The sequence below is a fragment of the Sphingobium sp. B11D3D genome (genome assembly GCF_025961755.1).
GTDB lineage: Bacteria > Pseudomonadota > Alphaproteobacteria > Sphingomonadales > Sphingomonadaceae > Sphingobium.
The window spans coordinates 2,159,441-2,179,953 of record NZ_JAOQOG010000001.1 but is presented as its reverse complement, the minus strand read 5'-3'; the positions used below and the strand labels follow the sequence as shown (position 1 = coordinate 2,179,953).

At 66.0% G+C, this 20,513-nt stretch carries 18 protein-coding genes; 3 read left to right on the top strand and 15 right to left on the bottom strand.

Features of this window, described 5'->3' with window-relative positions; all coding sequences use genetic code 11:
- Positions 1-86: 86 nt before the first annotated feature.
- Positions 87-1,082 (top strand): MarR family winged helix-turn-helix transcriptional regulator, encoded by a 996-nt coding sequence (locus M2334_RS10270; protein WP_264605352.1) that lies wholly within the window; start codon positions 87-89, stop codon positions 1,080-1,082.
- 11 nt (positions 1,083-1,093) lie between these two features.
- Here the strand turns inward: M2334_RS10270 and M2334_RS10265 are convergent, their stop codons facing one another.
- The 14 genes from M2334_RS10265 to M2334_RS10200 all read right to left on the bottom strand — a co-directional run bounded on the left by M2334_RS10265 (position 1,094) and on the right by M2334_RS10200 (position 16,003).
- Positions 1,094-2,449 (bottom strand): VOC family protein, encoded by a 1,356-nt coding sequence (locus tag M2334_RS10265; RefSeq protein ID WP_264605351.1) that lies wholly within the window; start codon positions 2,447-2,449, stop codon positions 1,094-1,096.
- Complete coding sequence (locus M2334_RS10260) at positions 2,446-3,738, bottom strand: N-succinylarginine dihydrolase (RefSeq protein WP_264605350.1); 1,293 nt, start codon at positions 3,736-3,738, stop codon at positions 2,446-2,448. The genes M2334_RS10265 and M2334_RS10260 overlap by 4 nt, the downstream gene beginning before the upstream one ends.
- Positions 3,735-5,153: a succinylglutamate-semialdehyde dehydrogenase gene (gene astD, locus M2334_RS10255; protein WP_264605349.1), complete on the bottom strand. Its 1,419-nt coding sequence runs from the start codon at positions 5,151-5,153 to the stop codon at positions 3,735-3,737. The genes M2334_RS10260 and astD overlap by 4 nt, the downstream gene beginning before the upstream one ends.
- A 35-nt stretch (positions 5,154-5,188) precedes the next feature.
- A complete protein-coding gene (locus M2334_RS10250) occupies positions 5,189-6,238 on the bottom strand; it encodes an arginine N-succinyltransferase (protein WP_264605348.1) in 1,050 nt (349 codons plus the stop codon).
- On the bottom strand, positions 6,231-7,499 hold the full coding sequence (locus tag M2334_RS10245; protein ID WP_264605347.1) for a hydrolase: 1,269 nt from the start codon (positions 7,497-7,499) through the stop codon (positions 6,231-6,233). Before M2334_RS10245 ends, M2334_RS10250 begins: the two co-directional genes overlap by 8 nt.
- Positions 7,500-7,554: 55 nt before the next feature.
- Positions 7,555-7,686: a hypothetical protein gene (locus M2334_RS10240; RefSeq protein WP_264576023.1), complete on the bottom strand. Its 132-nt coding sequence runs from the start codon at positions 7,684-7,686 to the stop codon at positions 7,555-7,557.
- A 17-nt stretch (positions 7,687-7,703) separates the two neighbouring features.
- Positions 7,704-8,102 (bottom strand): Na+/H+ antiporter subunit G, encoded by a 399-nt coding sequence (locus M2334_RS10235; protein WP_264572576.1) that lies wholly within the window; start codon positions 8,100-8,102, stop codon positions 7,704-7,706.
- Positions 8,103-8,105: 3 nt separating this feature from the next.
- Positions 8,106-8,375 (bottom strand): K+/H+ antiporter subunit F, encoded by a 270-nt coding sequence (locus M2334_RS10230; protein WP_264570039.1) that lies wholly within the window; start codon positions 8,373-8,375, stop codon positions 8,106-8,108.
- Complete coding sequence (locus tag M2334_RS10225; protein WP_264605346.1) at positions 8,372-8,863, bottom strand: Na+/H+ antiporter subunit E; 492 nt, start codon at positions 8,861-8,863, stop codon at positions 8,372-8,374. The genes M2334_RS10230 and M2334_RS10225 overlap by 4 nt, the downstream gene beginning before the upstream one ends.
- 4 nt (positions 8,864-8,867) lie before the next feature.
- Positions 8,868-10,403, bottom strand: coding sequence for a monovalent cation/H+ antiporter subunit D (locus M2334_RS10220; protein WP_264605345.1), 1,536 nt, complete (start codon positions 10,401-10,403; stop codon positions 8,868-8,870).
- The gene (locus M2334_RS10215; RefSeq protein ID WP_413716459.1) at positions 10,400-10,750 is read right to left on the bottom strand and encodes a Na+/H+ antiporter subunit C; all 351 of its coding nucleotides are present in this window, start codon (positions 10,748-10,750) and stop codon (positions 10,400-10,402) included. The genes M2334_RS10220 and M2334_RS10215 overlap by 4 nt, the downstream gene beginning before the upstream one ends.
- A 5-nt stretch (positions 10,751-10,755) precedes the next feature.
- Entirely contained in the window at positions 10,756-13,605 is a 2,850-nt protein-coding gene (locus tag M2334_RS10210) for a monovalent cation/H+ antiporter subunit A (RefSeq protein WP_264605344.1), read from the bottom strand.
- A gap of 288 nt (positions 13,606-13,893) precedes the next feature.
- A complete protein-coding gene (locus M2334_RS10205) occupies positions 13,894-15,066 on the bottom strand; it encodes an acetyl-CoA C-acetyltransferase (RefSeq protein ID WP_264605343.1) in 1,173 nt (390 codons plus the stop codon).
- Between the two features lie 67 nt (positions 15,067-15,133).
- Entirely contained in the window at positions 15,134-16,003 is an 870-nt protein-coding gene (locus M2334_RS10200) for an alpha/beta fold hydrolase (RefSeq protein ID WP_319801343.1), read from the bottom strand.
- A gap of 259 nt (positions 16,004-16,262) precedes the next feature.
- On the opposite strand from M2334_RS10200, the gene phaR reads away from it, so the two are divergent.
- Positions 16,263-16,817 (top strand): polyhydroxyalkanoate synthesis repressor PhaR, encoded by a 555-nt coding sequence (phaR, locus tag M2334_RS10195; protein ID WP_181559362.1) that lies wholly within the window; start codon positions 16,263-16,265, stop codon positions 16,815-16,817.
- Between the two features lie 30 nt (positions 16,818-16,847).
- On the opposite strand, the gene M2334_RS10190 is transcribed toward phaR, so the two are convergent.
- Positions 16,848-18,722, bottom strand: coding sequence for an AsmA family protein (locus tag M2334_RS10190; protein ID WP_264605342.1), 1,875 nt, complete (start codon positions 18,720-18,722; stop codon positions 16,848-16,850).
- Between the two features lie 160 nt (positions 18,723-18,882).
- Here M2334_RS10190 and M2334_RS10185 point away from each other — a divergent pair, with 160 nt between their 5' ends.
- A complete protein-coding gene (locus tag M2334_RS10185) occupies positions 18,883-20,406 on the top strand; it encodes a proline--tRNA ligase (RefSeq protein WP_264606072.1) in 1,524 nt (507 codons plus the stop codon).
- Positions 20,407-20,513: the final 107 nt, after the last annotated feature.

Sequence of the window (20,513 nt, the reverse complement as noted above, 5' to 3'; positions counted from 1 at the left end):
TATATCGTCGCGCCGGTTGCCTGATCGGGTTCGATGGGCTTTATCATGCAGATGACAGCATGCCAGGGGCGAGGAGCAAAAATATCGTGACGCAAGAGGCGGATATCGGTCCCGCCCAGCTCGATGCCGGGCTTCTGGGGATGCGCCTCATGCTGCTCATGCGCGCGATCCGCGAGGGCGGCCTGCCGCTGTTCGAGGCGGAGGTGGGTTACAAAGAAATCCATCGCCATCTACTGCTGCTGCTCGGGCTCTCCGGCGGCATGACCTCTCAGGACATCGTCGGCTTTGCCGGCTACGAAAAGGCGCAGGTCAGTCGCGCGATCAAGCCGCTGGAGCGGGACGGATTGATCGTGCGTGAGAAGCTGCGCGCCAAACTCACCCTCTCCCCGTCGGGGCGGGTGCTCTTTGAAAAGATTCGCGCCATCGTCCGCGCCCGTGACGGCCAGTTGGTAGGCGGTCTGGGGCGCGACGAACTGGAGCGCTTCGGCCTGCTCACCGACCAGTTGGCGCAGAAGGCCGCCCGCATCTACAATCACGAGCGCTGCCTGAGTGTCGAGGCGGGGATCATTGGTGCGGCACCGGGCGGGGCCGGCACGCCTTCATGGCCTGTCGGACCGGAGGGCAAGAAGATCGAGCCGCCGCCGGACCTCATCGCGCCCAAGCTGGTCGGACTGGTCGCCTATCTCAAGCGTAGCGCCATGCTTTCCTGCCAGCGGATGCACGGCCTGTCGAACTTTCAGGGTCAGGTTCTCGCGCTGATTGGCCTGTACGCGCCGCTGCCAATGGCGCAGCTGATCAAGGCGATGGGCCGGGACAAGAGCCAGATCGGCCGGACGGTCTCGGCGCTGGAGGAGAGCGGGCTGATCGAGCGATTCAGGCCGACCCGCCGCCGCGATATCGTCCTGCAACCGACCGAGGCCGGTGCCGTGGTGTACAAGGCGCTCCACCACGAGGCCTCCGTGCGCGATGCCAGCCTCTGGAGCGAGGCGAGCGCCGAGGATCGAGCATTTTATCAGGCCATTGTGAGCCGTCTCATGGTTCGCGCCCGGGCCTTGAGCGGTGAAGGTTCTGCGGCGGCGTGAACGCCGGTCTGCTATCCCAAAATCTCGAGTGAGGCCTGTTCCTGATCGAGATATAATCCGAACGGGTCGAGGCACGGGACGCCGAGCGCGGCCTCAAACTCATCCTGCGATGAGGCGCCTGCGCGGGATCCAGTCTCTGCATCGGCGAGATTGGAGCGAAAGATGCCGGCGGCACTGACCGGCAGGAAGTCCTCATAGGTGATCGGGCTCGCTTCCAGCCAGCCATCTGCAACCAGCTCGTCCGGTGCGCCGGATGGCAGCTGGCGTCCCGCAGGAAGCATAGCGGCCTTGGGCGTCGGCGCATAAGTGAAATAGGCCAGCCCCTGTTCGCGGATCGCATCCAGATCGTCGGGAAAGCGCTGGAAGATCTCTGCCAGGCGCGCTTCATAGCCTTTTTCGCCCAGGCCGCGGGCCTGCTCGGCTTCCGCGAGGATCGCATCGTAAAGCGCGCGGCCATGTGGCGTCAGCGCAATCCCGCGCTGCTCGATCTCGCCGAACCGTGCGGTGTGGACGCCGGCCACGCTCTCATCGCCATCGCGGAACAGGATGGCCTCCTCCAGCGCCTGAAAACTCGTCTGGCGCAGCAGGATCGGGACAGACCGGCGGGGCGGGCCTTCGATCACGGCCTTGGCCTTGATGCCGCGCGCGATCATCTCGGCCTGAACCGCATCGATGTCGAGCGCGCGGGGCGTCAGGTGATTGATGTGCGGACCGCGGAAGCACACAATGTCGGCGATCAGCCGGTGCGCGCGACTGAAGGCTTCATAGGTTGCATGGTCCACCAGCGCTTCGCCATGCCAGCGGAAGGTTTCCAACGCCTCCAGCACGAAGGCTTCTGCCTCTTCGGTGCCCAGACCGCCCTCCCGCTCGAAGCGGTCGATCAGCGCCAGCGCGCCATCTGTGACGATGCTGCGTCGGGCGAGCAGCGCCTGGGCCTGTTCGCGCAACGCAACATCCTCGATCAGCTCGAGCCGCAGCAGCGAGCAGAAGATACGGAAGGCGCAGCGGTTCAGCGATGCCGTGTCAATCGGCCGAAACGCTGTCGAATGCACCGGCAGACCGGCCACGCCGAGATCATAATAGCCGACCGGCACCATGCCCATCACGGCGAACAGCCGCCGCATGAGGTGCAGTTCTTCTGGCGTGCCGACCCGGATGGCGCCGTGGCGCTCGGCACTGAGCCGGTCGAGTTCGCCCTGCGCCGCCAGCCGTTCGTTCAGCGCGGGATCGTCCCGCAGCAGGCGGGCATTGCTCGTGGCGACGATCTCCAGCAGCGTGCCGTAAAGCGGCACCTCGGCCCGGTACATCGCGGACATCGCCTCCGAAAAGGCGAGGCGAATGTCAGCAGGATCGACGAAGCGGGTCATGGCAGGGCTTGCTCCAATGCATGGCGCAAGGCCGTCCGCGCCGCCTGTGCCTGCGCCCAGAGGTCGGGCAGGCCGAGATCGGACGGGGCGAGGCGCTCGGGCCAGTGATTGCCGACGATCGTCTCCAGGCGGTCCAGTCCGCGCTCGTCGAGCAGATGGGCAGGGTGAACCGCCTGTTCCGCCTCACGTGAGAGCAGCACGCGCAGGCGCAGGCAGGCAGGGCCGCCGCCATTATGCATGGATTCGCGCACATCGACGAAATGGGAGGTGTGGATCGGGCCGTTGGCGCCGACATTGCTGTCCAGCCAGGCTTTGACGGCGGGGGTTTCCTGGCACTCCATCGGGAGAATCAGCGCTCGCTGCCCGTCCGGCAGTGTCACCAATTGGGAATTGAACAAATAGGAGGCGATGGCGGCTTCCAGCGAGACTTCGCTGGCCGGCACCTCTAGGATGATCAGGTCCGGGCAGCGCTGCGACAGCGCGGCATAAAAGGCCGCCTTGTCCGCAAAGGCTTGTTCATGCGCGAAGAGGATGTTTTCGTGCGCGACGGCCACGACATCATTGTGGAACGCGCCCGCTGCGATGGCGTCGGCGGATTGCTGTACGGTCAGGCCGTCCTCAATGCCGTGCCGACGGAAGATCGCGCGGCAGGCTTCGGCCGATTGGCGGGCAGGAAAGCGCCCGCCCGGTTCGCCATAGACCATGACCTCGACGCCGGGGCCGTTCACGGGGGAGGCCAGCCGCATGAAGTTCGCGGCGCCCTCATCGCCGAAGCGAGCGGGGACCGGATCATGGACCGCGAAATAGCGTTCGTCCGCGAAGATGTGCCGCAACTGCCGCAGCGTTTCGGGCCATTCATGGCTGCGGTGCGCCATGGTCGCGAGATTGGCGACGGTGAAGTGCGTCCGCCCGTCCGCCGTATCCGGGGCAGGGGAGACCGTCGCCGCATTGGCTGCCCACATCGCCGATGCGCTGGTGGCTTGAGCGAACAGCAGCGGTTCTTCCGCCCATGCGAGGGCATAGACCTGCGCATCCGAACCGTCGAAGCCGAATTGACGCAGCCAGCCCGCGTTCGGGCGATCGTGCGGCAGGAAGAAGCCCTGTCCCAGTCCCAGCCCGTGCAGCGTGCGCATCTTGGCGATGCCTTGCAGGGCTGCCTTGCGGGGCTGGGAGACCTCGCCGGCATGGAGCGTGGCGGCCAGATTGCCGAGGCTGAGGCCCGCATAATTGTGGGTCGGGCCGATCAGCCCATCGAAATTGACCTCGCGAAAGACGGGCGCGGTGCTCATGCGCGCAGCCCGGTGGAAAGCGCGCCGTCCAGTGCCGGGGCCTCCAGGCCCGCGACGGGGAAGGCGCAATAATCTGCGGCATAATAAGCGCTGGGGCGCAGATTTCCGCTGTCGCCGATGCCGCCAAATGGCATGGCGGAACTGGCGCCGTTGGTGGGCCGGTTCCAGTTGACGACGCCGGCGCGCGTGGCGGCGCGAAACTGCTCGAACTGCGCTCGGCTTCCGCCCAGCATGGCCGCAGATAGCCCAAAGCGCGTGGCATTGGCGCGGGCGATGGCGCGCTCGAAATGCGTCTCGCGCCAGAGCTGGACCACCGGGCCGAAAATCTCCTCGTCAGGGGCAATCTCGATGCCGGTCATGTCGATCAGCGCCGGGGAGAGGAAGGGCAAGCCGGAGTCCCTCCGGACCAGCGGACGGATCGGGCGCCCGCCCAACGCAAGCAGATCCGCAACGCGCGCCTCCACCAGATCGGCGGCGCGATTATCCACCACCGGCCCCATGAAGGGCTGCGGATCGTCGAAGGGCGCGCCGACGATCAGCCTGTCCAGTGTTGCCGTGACCCGCTCGATGAGCGCGTCGGCGATCTCGTCCTGCACGATCAGTCGGCGCGCGCAGGTGCAGCGTTGCCCGGCGGAAAGCCAGCCGGACTGGACGATGAGCGCAACGGCAGCGTCCATGTCGGCCTCGCCGATCTCCCAGGCGAGCAGCGGATTGTTGCCGCCCATCTCCAGCGCGAGAATGCGGCCCGGCGCGTCGGCGAATGCGCGGGCGAGGAGCTTCCCGGTGCTCGAACTGCCGGTGAACAGCAGACCATCCGTGCCCGGATGCGCGGCCACTGCCTTGCCGGTCTCACCGCCGCCCTGCACGATCTGCAGCACGCCGTCGGGCAGGCCAGCCTGTCGCCAAAGCTGGCCCATCAGTTCCGCCGTCGCAGGCGCCAGTTCGCTGGGCTTGAAGACCACGGCATTGCCTGCCAGCAGGGCCGGGACAATGTGCCCGTTGGGCAGATGCGCCGGGAAATTATAAGGCCCGAGCACCGCCAGCACGCCATGGGGCCGGTGACGCAGCGCCAGCGCGAATCCGTCTCCATCCCGCAGCGTCTCGCCCGCCCGCTCCGCCTGCGCAACGATGGAAATCTCCACCTTGGCAGCGACGCTGGCCGCCTCGGTCCTGGTTTCCCAGAAGGGCTTGCCCGTCTCGCGCGAGATTACCCGGGCGACGTCGTCTGCATGGGCCTTCACCGCGCTGGCATAGGCGCGCAGGATGGCGATGCGCTCTTCCAGCGCCGTGCGCTCCCAGCCGGGCTGGGCGGACCGGGCCTGCGCGACGGCGGCATCGACGGTAGCTGCATCCGCAGCAACGCCCCGCCAGACGACGTCTCCCGTGCACGGGTCGGTGGAAATCAGGTCGTTCATGGCTCTTCCGCTCGTTTCGTCTCTGGTCTGTTCGGTCAGTCGGTCGTCAGATAACGGGCCGTTGCGCCCTCGCTCAGGCGGCCGAGCGCCATCGCATCCGCTGGCAGGGTCAGGCGCTCTCCTTCGGTATCGATCTGCCCGGCGGCGCGCCAGGCGCGGAAATCCAGCAAATCTCCGGCGGCCAGCAACATCGGGCGGGCCTGGGTCTGAGATGCAGGTGCATCGCTGAAGGCAGCCGCCTCGCGGCTTTCCTTCACTGCCCGCAAATCATCGACATCGGCCTGCATGGTTGGCCCGGCGTCGAACAGATCGACATAGCCATCATAGCGGAAGCCCTCGGCCGCGAGCAGCTTCATGGCCGCAGCGCCGCTGGCGTGCGGCTTGCCGATAGCTGCCTGCGCCTCGGGTGGCAGCAGGGTGGTGTAGATCGGGTGCTTGGGCATGAGATCGGCGATGAACTGGTTGCCGTTGAGGGCGTGAAAGCGGTCGGCATCGGCGAATTCCAGGTCGAAGAAGCGCCGGGTCAGCCCTTCCCAAAATGGCGAGACGCCTTCGGGTTCCTGCCAGCCCCGCAATTCGGTGAGCACCTGCTGGCCGAAGCGCACACGGTGCATGGCCATGAACAGATAGCGGCTGCGCGCGAGCAGCACGCCCAGCCCGCTGCGCCGCAGCTCGGGCACCAGAAACAGGCCGCCGACCTCGCTCGCGCCGGCAAAGTCGTTGACCAGATTGAGCACGCTCGTCGTGACGATGCGGTCGAGCTGGCGCGAGTGCTGCGAGAGCCGGGTGAGCTTGTAGGAATAAAAGGGCTTCTTGGTGCCGACGCTGGAGAAGATGAGCGCCGTTCCGCCGATCCGCCCGGTGCCGGCTTCTTCCAGCGCGAACATGTACAGCTCGTCATCGGGCTGGCTCAGCCGCGCCTCAAAGCTGCGCTGGGATCGTTCGAGGCGTGCGAACAGGGCCTCACGATCATGGGGCAGATTGGTGAAGCCCGGCCCGGTCTGGCCGGCGAGCGTGTAGATGGCGTCGATATCCGCCGTTGTCGCAGGGCGGACGAACCAGTCGTTGAAAGAGCCGTCAGTCATGGGCGACCCCTGCCATATCCGGCGCGGAATTGAGGGCGTGGTCGAGCCGTCCTTGCGCGATCCGCAGCATGGTGATGGCAGCCAGCGCGGCGCGTTCGCTCAGTGAACTCAGAATCATGAACTCCTCATCGGTATGGATGGCGCCCCCGCGCACGCCCATCGTGTCCACCACCGCGACATTCTGGGCGGCGATGTTGTTGCCATCGCAAACGCCGCCGCTTGGCTGCCAGTCGATGGCAAGGCCGAGGTCCGCGCCGGTTTCCCGGACCAGCCCGAACAGCGCCTGATGCTTCGCGTCGAAGGGCTTGGGCGGTCGCGCAAAGCTGCCTGCGAGCGCGATCGTCACGCCATGATCCGCACTGACCTGCGCAATGATCCGGGCGATGGCCTGCTCGGCGGCCTGCTGGCCGGCCAGGTCCACGGGCCGCATGTTCCAGCTCAGCAGCGCCCGATCGGGCACAACATTGTTGGCGCCGCCGCCGGACAGGCGCGCGACATTGACGGAAAGCCCCTCGATCTCGTGCTTGAGCGCATCCAGCCGCACCGCGAGATCGGCTGCGGCCACCACGGCATTGCGGCCATCCAGCGGATTGCGGCCAGCATGGGCGGATCGGCCAGTCATAGCGACGGTGAAATTGCCGCTGCCTCGCCGGGCACTCGCCAGCGTGCCATCCACCGTGACGGAAGGCTCGAAGGTCATGCCGGTCTGGCAGCGCCGCGCCGTCTCGCGCAGCAGCGCTGCCGACCCTAGCGAGGAAACTTCCTCATCGGCATTGACCACCACATCCCAGCCGAAATCGGGAATGGCATGCGCCGCCTCCAGCGCAGCCAGCGCCTCGATCATCACGATGAGCCCGCCTTTCATATCGGCGGTGCCGGGGCCGTTGAGGCGGTCGTCATCGATCAGGCGACAGGTCTGGAACGGGTGATCGGGCGGGAAGACCGTATCCATATGCCCGGTGAGGATCATGCGGCGGGCGCAGGCGACACGCTTGCGGGCGAGCAGATTGGCGCCATGAGCGAGCGCAACGGTGCGGCCTGCCTCATCCAGCGTTTCAGCGGGCTCTGGCGCAACGGTTGCGACCGTATCGGCAATCTCCGTCAGTCGGGCCGCGATATGCTGGCGCATCTGTTCCAGCCCGGCGAGATTGCGGCTGCCTGAGTTGACCTGCGCCCAGTCGACGACTTGCGCGGCCATGTCCGCCTGTCGTCTCCTAAGATGCTCCACGATCCCGATTTCGGTCGGTGAGAGTCCTGTCATGGCCCGATGCTAGACCAACTGGCCGCCCGGGGCTAGGGGCGCGCCCGATTGAGGGTTAAAGGACGTCGCCGAACATCAGCCACAGCATGACCAGCCAGGCGATCAGACCGCCCGTGCCGATGACGATATGCAGCCGTTCGCGTAGCCAGTGGAGAAGGCCGCCGGGCGTCTCGTCGTCCGGATTCATGCAGCGAAACCCATAGCTCAGCGCCCCTCCGGCCGATCGACGCCGAACGTCGCCCATTCGGTGTCGCCGCCCGGCTCAGGCAAGGCATCCCGTACACCGTCCATTGGCTCCACGTCGGTATTGGTGCGCTGCCGGTGCAGATGCGCCTTGGCAATGAGGTTGGCGGACACCGGCGCCGTGATGAACAGGAACAGAGTGATGAGCAGTTCGTGGGCGGACCAAGTGCCGTCCTGGAACGGAAAGTAGATCATGGATGCCACGAGGCAGCTTCCGACGCCGAGGGTGGTTGCCTTGGTCGGGCCGTGCAGCCGCGTCATCAGGCTGGGCAACCGGGCAAGGCCCCAGCTGCCGATCAGCGCGAAGGCGCCACCGAGGACGATGAGAGCGGCGATCAGGATTTCTGCGATCACTGCCATGGCCTACTCCACAATGTCGCCGCGCAGGAGGAACTTGCAGTAAGCCACCGTGCCGACGAAGCCGACCATTGCGAGGAGCAGCGCCGCCTCGAAATAGGTTGTGCTGGTTTCGTAGATGCCGAACAGCACGATCAGCGCGATGGCGTTAATCACCATGGTATCCAGCGCCAATATCCGGTCGCACCGCGTCGGGCCGCGCAGCAGCCGGTAGAGGTTGAGCAGCACGGCCAGCGCGATGCAGGCGAAGGCGAAGGTCAGCGCGAGCGCGATCATCGGAAAATCCTCTGCAGCCGGGCCTCATAGCGCGCCTTGATATGAGCAATCTCGTGCGCGACATCGCCCGTGTCGAGCGTGTGGACGAGCAGATAGCGCCCGTCCGCCGACACGTCTGCAGAGACGGTGCCGGGCGTGAGGCTGATGGTGCCGGCCAGCACGGTGATGGCTTCGGCCGAACGCAGGTCCAGCGGGATGGTCATCCAGCGGGAATTGAGGTCGCGGTTGCGCCGGAACAGGATGAGCTTGGCGACATGGAAGTTCGCCACGACAATATCGTAGAGCACGATCCCGAGATAACCGAGCATCGCCCAGCCAAAGCGCAGGCGCGGGCGATCGGGCCAGAACGGTGCGGTAAACACCGGGATGACGGTCGCCAGCAAGAGGCCGAGAAGGAAGCCACCGGCCGTCAGGCTGTTCTGGATCAGGATCCAGACGATGAGCAGCATCACCGTTAGGCCGGGATGGGGGAAGAGTTTGGTCAGCATTGCTTCACCCTCCCGTCGCCGGGCCGAGCACGGCCTCGATCGTGTGCGTCGGCGCGAAAAGCTGCTGGGCCGTTGCGTCCATGTAGCGCGTGACCGGCCCCGCCGCGACGGTGAGCACGACCAGCGTCGCGAGCAAGGCGGTGGCGGGCAACATCTCCACCAGACGGGCATCGGGCTTTGCCGTCGCGGCATCTTCGTGTGGATTGTCGGGGTGCGCTGCGCTCTTCCAGAAGATGGCGCTGCCGGCGCGGGCGAGGCCGAGAATGGCGAGGAGCGTGGTGCCGAGAATGACCGCCCAGATCCACGCCGCCCAAGGGTCCGCCAATGTCGCCTGCAGGATCAGCAATTTGCCGATGAAGCCAGAGAGCGGCGGGAGGCCCGCGAGGGCCATGGCCGCCAGCAGGTAGAGCGCGGACAGTGGCTCGATGCCGGCAAAGCGTGGGGAGGGGACGATCGTGTCGCCGTAACGACCGCGCCGCAGCCGGATGAGATCGACGACGAGGAACAGCAAGGCCGCAGCCAACGTCGTGTGCGCGAGATAATAAAGCCCGGCCGTCAGCACCATGGGGTCGAACGCCGCAATGGCGACCAGCAATGTGGCGGTGGAACCAAGCAAGCCGAATGCAGCCAGATCGCGCAGGGAGCGCGCCGCCAGCAGGCCCGCAAAGCCGATGACCATCGTCCCCAGCGCGGCCGGCATCATCCAGACCTCCGGCGCCCAAGCTGCCGCGCCGGCCTGATCGCCGAAGATCAGCGATGATGTGCGGATGATCGCATAAGCGCCGACCTTGGTCATGATGGCGAACAAGGCCGCCACAGGCGCGGACGTACCGGCATAAGTGCGCGGCAGCCAGAGTTGCAGTGGGAGCAATGCGGCCTTGAGCGCAAAGACCAGCGTCAGCAGATGCGCGCCGGCGCGCAGCAGGCCCTGATCGGCCGCCGGCAGCGCCGGGATGCGCGCGGCCATGTCTGCCATGTTGAGCGTGCCGGTGATCCCGTAGAGCAGCCCGATCGCGAAGAGGAACAGCGTCGAGCCGATGAGGTTGACGATCACATATTGCACGCCGGCCTTCAGGCGCTCGGCGCCCTGGCCGTGGAGCATCAGGCCGTAGGAGGCGATCAGCAAGACCTCGAAAAAGACGAAGAGGTTGAACAGGTCGCCCGTCAGAAACGCGCCGTTGATGCCCAGCAACTGGAACTGAAAGAGCGGATGGAAATGCCAGCCCTTGCGGTCCAGCCCGGTCAGCACGGCATGGCACAGCACGGGCAGGGCGAGCAGGGCGGTAATCAGCAGCATCATCGCCGAGAGCCGGTCCAGCACCAGAACGATGCCGAAGGGCGCTGCCCAGTCACCCAGCGCGTAGACGGAGATCGTGCCGCTGCTGGCGACGCCCAGCAGATAGATGGCGAGGGCGAGGAGGCCCGTCGCGCCGGCAATGGAAATGGCGGCGCCGATCCAGCGGTGGCGGCGCATGAAGATCAGCGTGGCTGCGGCCATGAGCGCGGGCAACAGCAGGGGAGCGGCGACAAGGGCGGTCATGGCGCGATGTCCTCCGGCTCGTCATCCGGTTTGCCGTCGACCTGGTCCGTGCCCGTCTCGAGGAAGCTGCGCAGGGAAAGGACCACCACCAGCGCCGTCATGCCGAACGCGATGACGATGGCGGTGAGGACCAGCGCCTGTGGCAGCGGGTCCGTATAATCCGTAATGCCTTTCTCATAGATTGGCGGGCGATCCACGACCAGCCGCCCCATCGCAAAGAGAAACACGTTGATGGCGTAGGACAGCATGGCGAGGCCCAGCACCACCGGGAAGGTGCGGCCGCGCAGGCACAGATAGATGCCGGCCGCCGTAAGGATGCCGATGGCGCTGGCGACGAGCATTTCCATGCTTATCATGCCTTGGCCTCCCGGTTGCGCGCGGGGTCGACATCCATGGGCGCGTCGTCGCTATGGTCTTCCTTGTCGGCGCGCTGGGCGATGTGGCTGAGTTCGGCCAGCGCGAGCATGACCGCGCCGATCACGGTCATCGCCACGCCGATGTCGAACAGCATGGCCGTCGCCAGCTCGAACGTGCCGATGACCGGCAGGGTGACATAGCCAAAGGCGCTGGTGAACAACGGGGCGCCGAAGACGAGCGAGCCGATGCCCGTAAGCGCGGCGATGATGACCCCGAGGCCGATCATCAGATGCTCGTCGAACTTGCGGCGCTGTTCGGCCCACTCGAAGCCCGACGCCATATATTGCATCAGCACGGCGATGGAGACGATGAGCCCGGCGATGAAACCGCCGCCCGGCAGATTATGCCCGCGCAGGAAGATGTAGATGCCGACCATCATCGCAAGTGGCAGCAGCAGCCGCGTGGCGACGACGAACATCATCGGATGCCGTTCGGGCGAGCGAATGAGGTCCGGGAGCCAGGCCCGCAACCGCGCGCCGGCCGCGCCGCGCGTCGCGGGCTGCAGCAGGGCGAAGATGGTCAGCGCGGCAATGCCGAGCACGATGATCTCGCCGAAGGTGTCGAAGGCGCGGAAATCCACCAGCGTCACGTTCACGACATTGGTGCCGCCACCGCCCGAATAGCTGTTCTCCCAGTGGAAGGTCGAGATGGGCTGATTGGGCTCGCGGGTGAGCACGGCCCACGCCCCGAGCCCGGCCACGGTGCCCCCCACCAGGCCGAGCAAGCCGTCCCGCAGCCGCAGTCCATTGCTGGAGAGCCGGGCGGGCTTTTTGGGCAGCAGGTTGAGCGCCAGCAGCAGCAGCAGAATCGTGACCGTCTCGACGGAAATCTGCGTCAGGGCGAGATCAGGCGCGGAGAGATAGACAAAGCCCAGCGAGACAATGAGGCCGATGACGCTGATGAACACGAGCGTGAGGTAACGCTCGCGCTGGGAGATGACGACCGCCACCGTCGCGCCGACCAGCAGCAGCCAGCCGATAATGGCGAGCGGCGAGGCAGGCAGCGTTGCGCGCGGACCGGTGCCGCTGCCGCCGCCGACCAGCACCCCCTCAATCGCCAGCGCAATGGCAAGCACGAAGATCAGCGCAAGCTGCCGCTGCAGCGAACCGTTGTGCACGGCATGGATGAAGCCGCGGGCGGCGTCCACCAGCGTCGCAATCCCGCTGTCGAACAGGCGCTTGGCTTCCGGCAGCGGGAGCGCTTGCCAGATGCGCTCGGCGAGGCCGAACCGCCAGAGCATCAGCGCGCCCACCGCCACGGCAAACAGGCTCATCAGCAGAGCGGCATTCACGCCATGCCAGAGGGCGGGCGCGAATGTCCCGGCGCTGCCTGCGGTGACGGTATCGGCCACCGGTTGCACAAGCCATGTCGTCAGCGTCGCGGGGAACAGGCCGACAAGGATGACCAGAAGGACAAGCAGCCCAGAGGGCGCCCAAAGCCCGAAGGGCGGATCGTGCGGCGCGTGGGGATAGTCATCGCGCCGGCGGCCCAGATAGACCTGGAAAGCGTAGCGCAGCGCATAAGCGACCGAGAGAGTCGCGGCGATCACCGCGATGGCCGGCACCAGCCAGCCCATCCCCAGCCAGGCGGTATGCGCCGCCTCGTCGAGCATCATTTCCTTGGAGAGGAAGCCGTTGAAAGGGGGCAGGCCGGCCATCGATCCCGCCGCGATCATGCCCAGCGTCGCGGTGATCGGCATCAGCGTGGCGAGACCGCCCAGCCGGCGGATATCCCGCGTGCCAGCCTCATGGTCGACAATGCCGGCATTCATGAACAGCGCCGCCTTGAAGATGGCGTGGTTCAGGATGTGGAAGACGCCGACCATCGCCGCCGTGCCGGTACCAAAGCCGAAGAGCATGGTCAGCAGCCCGAGATGGCTGACGGTCGAATAAGCGAGGATGGCCTTGAGGTCGGTCTTGAACAGCGCGATGGCGGCGCCGATCAGCATGGTGACGAGGCCGGTCGTCGCGACGAGATAGAACCACAGATCCGTACCCGCCAGCGCCGGCCACAGGCGCGCGATCAGGAAGATGCCGGCCTTCACCATCGTCGCGGAATGGAGATAGGCGCTGACCGGTGTCGGTGCCGCCATGGCGTGCGGCAGCCAGAAGTGGAAAGGGAATTGCGCCGACTTAGTGAAGCAACCGAGCAGGATGAGCACCAGCGCGACCGGATAGAGCGGCGAGGCCTGAATCAGGTCACTGCTGGCGAGTATGGTGCGGATATCGGTGGAGCCGGCAATGCTGCTCAGCAGCAACAGCCCGGCGATGAGCGCCAGCCCGCCGCCGCCCGTCACCACCAGCGCCATGCGGGCGCCCTGCCGGGCCTCGGCTCTATCGCGCCAGAAGCCAATCAGCAGGAAGGAGGAGAGGCTCGTCATTTCCCAGAAGACGAGCAGCAGCAGCACATTGTCGGAGAGGGCGATGCCCAGCATGGCGCCCTGGAACAGCAGCAGAAAGGCCAGAAAGCGCCCCATCGGGTCTTTCGCTGCCAGATAGAAACGGGCGTAGACGATGATGAGCAGGCCGATGCCGAGGATCAGCCCCGCGAACATCGCGCCCAACGGATCGAGGAAGAACCCCAAGGATAGGCCGAGGGCCGGCACCCAGTCGATCTGCATCGTCGGCGTCTGCCCGGCGAGAGCGGCCGGCATGAGCGCGATGAGGATAGCGAGCGCCGCGCCGGTCGTGCCGGCAGCAATCCACGCCTGAAGGTTTCGGCTGGTGCCGCTGAGTATCGCCAACAGCAACGCGCCAAGAAATGGCAGCAAGGCGAGTATCAGCAACAAAAATCCGCAGCTCCCGTGGTCCGTCGGCAGGTGATTGACGATCCGATGGCGATCAGGATCTGGCGATCCTCAAAAGGTCTGTCCACCTTATCCAGACATTGCGGCAGGAGGACAACCCGAAAGCGCCTAATTTTCGGCCTTCGCTGCCGATTTATAGCTGTCGGGGCGCGGGGCTGACGGTCTGTCAGAGCAATCTTCAGTCAGGCGCCGTGGCCATTAAAAAGGCGCCAGCCCGTGCGAGAGCTGGCGCCTGTGATGAGGGTCCGTGATGAGGATATGTGTGGCTTAGCGCTCGACGCACAGGGCGATGCCCATGCCGCCCCCGATGCAGAGCGTCGCCAGACCCTTCTTGCCGTCGCGGCGGGCGAGTTCGTAAAGCAGCGTGGTGAGCACCCGCGCGCCCGAGGCGCCGATGGGGTGGCCGAGCGCGATCGCGCCGCCGTTCACGTTCACGATATCCGGGTTCCAGCCCAGTTCCTTGCCGACCGAGAGGGCCTGTGCCGCGAAGGCCTCGTTCGCCTCGATCAGGTCGAGGTCAGCGAGCGACCAGCCGGCCTTGTCCAGCGCGATGCGGCTGGCCGGGGCCGGGCCGATGCCCATGATCGAGGGGTCGACCCCGCAGGTCGCCCAGCTGGCGATGCGCGCCAGCACCGGCGCGCCGCGACGGGCGGCCTCTTCGGCGGTCATCAGTACCAGCGCCGCGGCGCCATCGTTCACGCCGCTGGCATTACCGGCGGTGACTGTGCCGTCTTTCTTGAACGCAGCGCGCAGTCCCGCCATCGCCTCAACGGTGGCGCCGGCGCGGATATACTCGTCGGCATCGACGATCGTGTCGCCCTTGCGGCCCTTGACCGTGACAGGCGCGACCTCATCGGCAAAGCGGCCGGCGGCGCGGGCAGCTTCCGCCTTGTTCTGGCTGGCCGCTGCGAAGGCGTCCTGCTCTTCGCGGGTGATGCCGTATTTCTCGGCGAGATTTTCCGCCGTGATGCCCATGTGGTAGCCATTGAAGGCATCGGTCAGGCCGTCATTCACCATGGTGTCGACCAGCGTGATCGGTCCCATCTTGGTGCCCGCGCGCATCATCTGGGCGTGGGGCGAGAGGGACATATTCTCCTGACCGCCGGCCACCATGATGCTGGCATCGCCGCAGCGGATCGCCTGCGCGGCGAGCGCGACGGCGCGCAGGCCCGAGCCGCAGACCTGATTGATGGTGATCGCCGTGCGGTCGATCGGGATGCCGGCGTTCACGGCCGCCTGCCGCGCGGGGTTCTGGCCCTGGGCGGTAGTGAGCACCTGGCCGAAGATCAGCTCGTTCACCTCATCGGGCGAGACGCCGGCCTGCTCTAGTGCTGCGACGATGGCGACGCGACCGAGTTCATGCGCGGGGGTGTTGGCGAAGCTGCCCAGAAAGCTGCCGACCGGCGTGCGCTTGGCGGCGGTGATGACGATATCGGTCATGGATTGGCAAGTCCCTCGATTGCGGCGCCAGGGGCGCAGGTTGCTCTCTCGTGCCGGGCCTCTAGCATCAGCCGCCACAGCGCGAAAGCCAGTCGCTCAATCCTCTCCAAAGTTGCGCTTCCGCACGGCTGCCGATCATCATGCCGACATGGCCGAGCGCAAGGTCGATCCGTTCCGCCGCAGGTGGCACGGCAGCGGCGGGCACGATCCGGTCCGTGGTCGAGGCGATGGCGAGCGTCGGACAATCGAGCGCTCGCGGGTCCGCGACGGTGCCATGGATGGACCATTGGCCGCTCGCTGTCATATTGGCGCCATAGCACCGCTCGGCAAGGTCTCGTCCGCTTGCTAGCGTGAGCGGCGCGCCTTCATTGGCCCAGTCCTCCAGCGCGATGAAGGCCTCAAAGGCCGGGCTGTCAGCCTCCATCTCGGCGAAGGCGGCATATTTGCGAACGGTGCGGTCGGGATCGAGCGACCAGAAGCCGGTCTGGAAGACTTCCATGGGAACAAGTCCCAGCGCCTCGCATCCGGGCTTGGCCTTGGCCCAGATTTCCGCAAGCTGGGACTGAAAGGGGGCGTCATAGGCCGAGAAGTCCCAGGGCGCGGCGATGGTCGCGACGCCGGCGACGGACTTGTCCAGCGCGTGCAGCCGCGCCGCCGCGCCGATGGCGAGCGTCCCGCCCAGGCAATAGCCGATGAGCAGGGGCGGGCGATCCAGTTGCTGCAACAGGGGTAGCAGCAGGCGCTCGACATGATCGGCCAGATCGACGTCGCGCTCGCCTTCATCCGGCGTCCCCCAGTCCAGCAGCAGGGCATCATGGCCCTGCTGTCCAAGATGGCGCAGCAAGGAGCGCTGTTCTGCGAGATCGAGGACGTGGGGCGGGTTGATGAGTGACGGGATGAGGATGACCGGCACCCGGTCTCCGCCGGTGCCCCTCATGCTACGTTGTGCATTGCCGTTTCGCGTGAGCAAAGCCGCGCGGCTATTTTGCGCAGCAATTTCCGGCAGGGGACTCCCCGCAGGTCGCTGCGCCGTCTGAAAACGGCGCAATCCTGCCAATGCCTTGCGGCGTAATTGGGCATCCTGTGCCGTAACCTGCCACAATATGGAAAGAAACAGCGGCAGCGGGCGCGGCCCATGTTGCGGTGCAGAAAGAAACGATGCTATGTTGCGCCCAACGGAGGGTGGAGCATCATCTATGGCACGATCGAAATCAGGTGGCGAATCAGGGACCATTGTCATCAAGAAGTACGCCAATCGGCGTCTCTATGACACGGAAACCTCCAGCTATATCACACTTGAATTGCTCTCGCAGATGACGCGCGAGGGGCGCGATTTCGTGGTGGTCGATGCCAAGTCCGGCGAAGACATCACGCACAATGTCCTCACCCAGATCATCATGGAAGAAGAGCAGCGCGGCGAGAACATGCTGCCGGTCAGCTTCCTCCGCCAGCTCATTTCGCTCTACGGCGACTCGATGCAGTCCATGGTGCCGCAATATCTTGAGGCGAGCATGGAAGCGTTCCGCAAGAACCAGCAGCAATTCCAGGAAGCCATGCAGGGCGCATTCGCCGGCGGACCCTTTGCCGAGATCGCCAAGCGCAACATGGAAATGCTCAACGCCGCAGCAAACGCCTTCAAGCCCGCTGCACCTGCCGCACCCGCGAAGGCTGGCGACTCTGCCGATGAAGTGTCCGAGCTCAAGGCACAACTCGCCGCGCTCAACGCCAAGATTGACAAGCTGGGCGGCTGACCAATCTGGCGCGGTCGGGATGGCTGCGCCTTAACGGCCCACGGTCCGAGCGATCAGCGCCGCGCAATTGGCATCCGGTGCGGTTTCCGCGCGACCACCGATCGCTCGACCGACTGCCTTCAGGATGTTGCCTACCGAGCGCGTGTTTTCCGGCACGACCAGATCGGGATTGCGCAATGTGCCCCGCAGATGGGCATTGCCGGGCAGCTGCAGCGCATGTTCGTTCTTGGCGAGGCCCTTGAGGGTCAGTTCGAGACGTTCGGCGGGGAAGCTGACTGTGCCGGTGCCACGTGACTGGCTGACCGGCGTGTCGACGACCAAGGTGCGCACAACGCCGCGCCCGCCCCGCATATCGAGCAGGACCACACCGCAGCGCAGCGCTTCCCGCCCGTCCTCGTCCGCAAACAGGCCCTTGCCTATGTCGAAGCCGAGCAGGCCGGCCAACCGCGCCGGCATCGATCCGCCGCGGGTGACCGCGCCTACGGTTCCGTTCGATTGCCCGACCGCCTCGCGGATCGTGTCGCCCACGCCGGTCAGGCGCGCGCGGGCATCCACGCGGCCCTGCACGTCGCCCTCGCTGTTGCCGTCCCCGCCCGCAAGCGCTGCGATGCTGCTGTTGCGCATGTCGAGCGCCAGCGTGACCGTCGGCTTGGGCTGGCCTCCCCGCTGATTGACTACGGCCCGCCCGGTCATCACGCCTTGCGTCAGGCCGATGCGCAGCGGATCGACGGTGAGGATGCGGTTATCAAGATTCAGCACCGCGCTGGCATTGGTGAGGGAGGAGGGGCGCCGCCCGCCCAAAATCCGGTCGACGCGCACCGATATGCGCCCGTCCGTCTTGTCGATCTTGCGGATATTGATCCGCGTGTTGGGTACCAGCCGCTGCCCCTGTGCCCGCTCCAGCGCGACCGCCTGCGCATTGCCCTTGTCGTCGGCCAGATCCTCGAAATCGAGCTGGCTGAATCGCGCCTCGCCATCCAGCTTGGTGCGGCCATCCACCTTGCGAACCGTGAGCGCGCCCGTGAACCGGCTACGGCCGACGGTGCCGCCCAGATCGGCCACGCTCCACACGCCATCGCGCCGCTGGACATTGGCGGCGATATCGACCGGCTGGGTACCGAACAGCCCCGCCTCGATGATGCGGTCCACCAGTTTGAGCGTGCTGGCGCGAGCGGAGACCTTGAACGTCATGTCGTCCGTGCGCATCGGGCCCGCCATCGTGCCGCGCGCGTGCATGGTGAGGGCGTCACCCATGATGCGCGCATCGAAGGGCCAGCTCTGGCCGGCGCGCATCGGCGCGGCGGTGAGGCGCAGCGTGACCGGTTCCCCTTCGACAGTGCCGGTCCCCGTGCCGCGCAAGCCCTGCTGCGGATCGACCGACAGCTTGACCGTGAACCGCCGTTTCTGGAAGGCATCGCGATAATCGATCACAGCATCATCGACACGGACCAAAGGCGTTTCCGAGCTGCCCTGGTCATCCTTATTCGATTTGCTGCCGAGCGCGTCCCAGCTCTTGCGGCGATTCTCGTCGCGCACCAGCGTCAGCCGCACGCCACGGGCGGAGAGCAACTGCGGCCCGCCGCGCCCGAGCAGCAGTCCGAGTACCGGGAGACGCAACCGCAACGCCTCGATCCGCGCCAGGTCGCCTTCGCCGGCCCAGGCCGGCTGGGGCACACGGATATCCCGCACCTGAATCACGGGGCTGAACGAAAATGCGCTTTCCCGCGTCATCGATCCGATGGTGGCTTTGGTGCCGATCTGGTCCGACAGGCGCCGCTCGGCGGCATCCTTGAACCAGGAAGCGGGGAAGGTGGCAGCCAGCACCAGCAGGGCCAGAAGCAGAAACAGCAGCCCGGCCGCGATCATCGCGATGATCCGAGTGCGGCGGGGCGTAGTGCGAATCATCGACGAGAAGTGGGCCATTGGAGACGGGACGAGTGAGGTCAGGGAAAGTTCCCGTTCGTCTCCCAGCGTCAGCGCGCGAACGTCTTGGTATTTTTCCGCGCGGCCACTAAAGACCGCTGCAATCCCCAATCCAGCTCCCGGAAGCCAGACATTGTCCAACATCAAGCACGCGTTGCCCGTCACCCGAGCCAAGGATTTCGCTGCCTGGTATCAGGCCGTGATCAGCGAGGCCGATCTGGCCGAGGAAAGCGGCGTGCGCGGGTGCATGGTCATCCGTCCGTGGGGCTATGGCATCTGGGAGCGCATCCAGAAGCTGATGGATGCGCGCATCAAGGCAGCTGGGGTGGAGAACTGCTATTTCCCGCTGTTCATCCCGCTCTCCTTCTTCGCCGAGGAAGCGGACCATGTCGAAGGCTTCGCCAAGGAAATGGCGGTGGTCACCCATCATCGCCTCAAGAATATCGACGGGAAGCTGCAGACCGATCCGGATAGCAAGCTGGAGGAGCCCCTAGTCGTGCGCCCCACGTCCGAGACGGTGATCGGTAAGGCGATGGCGCGTTGGGTGCAGAGCTGGCGCGATCTGCCGCTGCTCACCAACCAGTGGGCCAATGTCGTGCGCTGGGAGATGCGCACGCGCATGTTCCTGCGCACCAGCGAGTTTCTCTGGCAGGAAGGGCATACCGCCCATGCCGACGAAGCCGATGCACGGACCGAGACGATGCGCGCGCTCGAAATGTACCGTGACTTTGCGGAAACCGAGCTGGCCATGCCGGTGGTCGCGGGCGAAAAGCCGGAGAATGAGCGCTTCCCCGGCGCGGTCGCCACCTATTCCATCGAGGCGATGATGCAGGATGGCAAGGCGCTACAGGCAGGCACCTCGCACTATCTGGGCACGGGCTTCGCCAAGGCGGCCGGCATCCAGTACCAGAATCAGGATGGCCAGCAGGCCCTGTGCCACACCACGAGTTGGGGCGTTTCGACCCGCATGATCGGCGGCGTCATCATGGTTCATGGCGATGACGACGGACTGCGCTGCCCGCCGATGATCGCCCCGCATCAGGTGGTGATCGTGCCGATGCTGCGCGATACGGACGAGGATGCGGCGGTCATCGATTATTGCGACGCGCTGGCCAAGGATCTGGGCGCGGTCGACGTGTTCCGCGAGCCGCTGCGGGTGCTGTTCGACAAGAAGCCGATCAAGGCCGCCCCCAAGCGCTGGGGCTGGGTGAAGAAGGGCGCGCCGATCATCGTCGAGGTCGGCGGGCGCGATGTGGCGGGCGGCAATGTTTCGGTCGTGCGGCGGGACCGGCTCTATAATGAGGCGGGCAAGCTGGCGAGCGAGGTCATGGCGCGGGATGCTTTCGTGGCGGCGGTCGCGGATATGCTGCGCGGGGTTCAGGACACGCTGCACAGTGAGGCGCGCGCGCGTCTGGATGCGAACATCCGCCGCGACGTGAGCGAACTGACCGCGCTGGCCGGCGCGTTCGGCGGCGACAAGCCCGGCTGGGTCGAAGTCGAATGGAGCAAGCCCACGGGACCCGCGCTGGACAAGGTGGTCGCTTGGCTGAAGGGCGAGAAGCTGACGCTGCGCAACGTGCCGATGGATGCGACGCCGGCGAGCGGGACGTGCATCTTCACCGGCGAGAAGGCTGTGCAGCGGGTTCTGGTCGGCCGCGCTTATTGAGGCGTAGGGGCGGTGGCACTTGAGCGCCCCTAAGTTCCCCCGTTCGTGTCGAGCGAAGTCGAGACACGGCCAGCACTGTCCTCGCGTGTCTCGACTTCAGCCTTTGG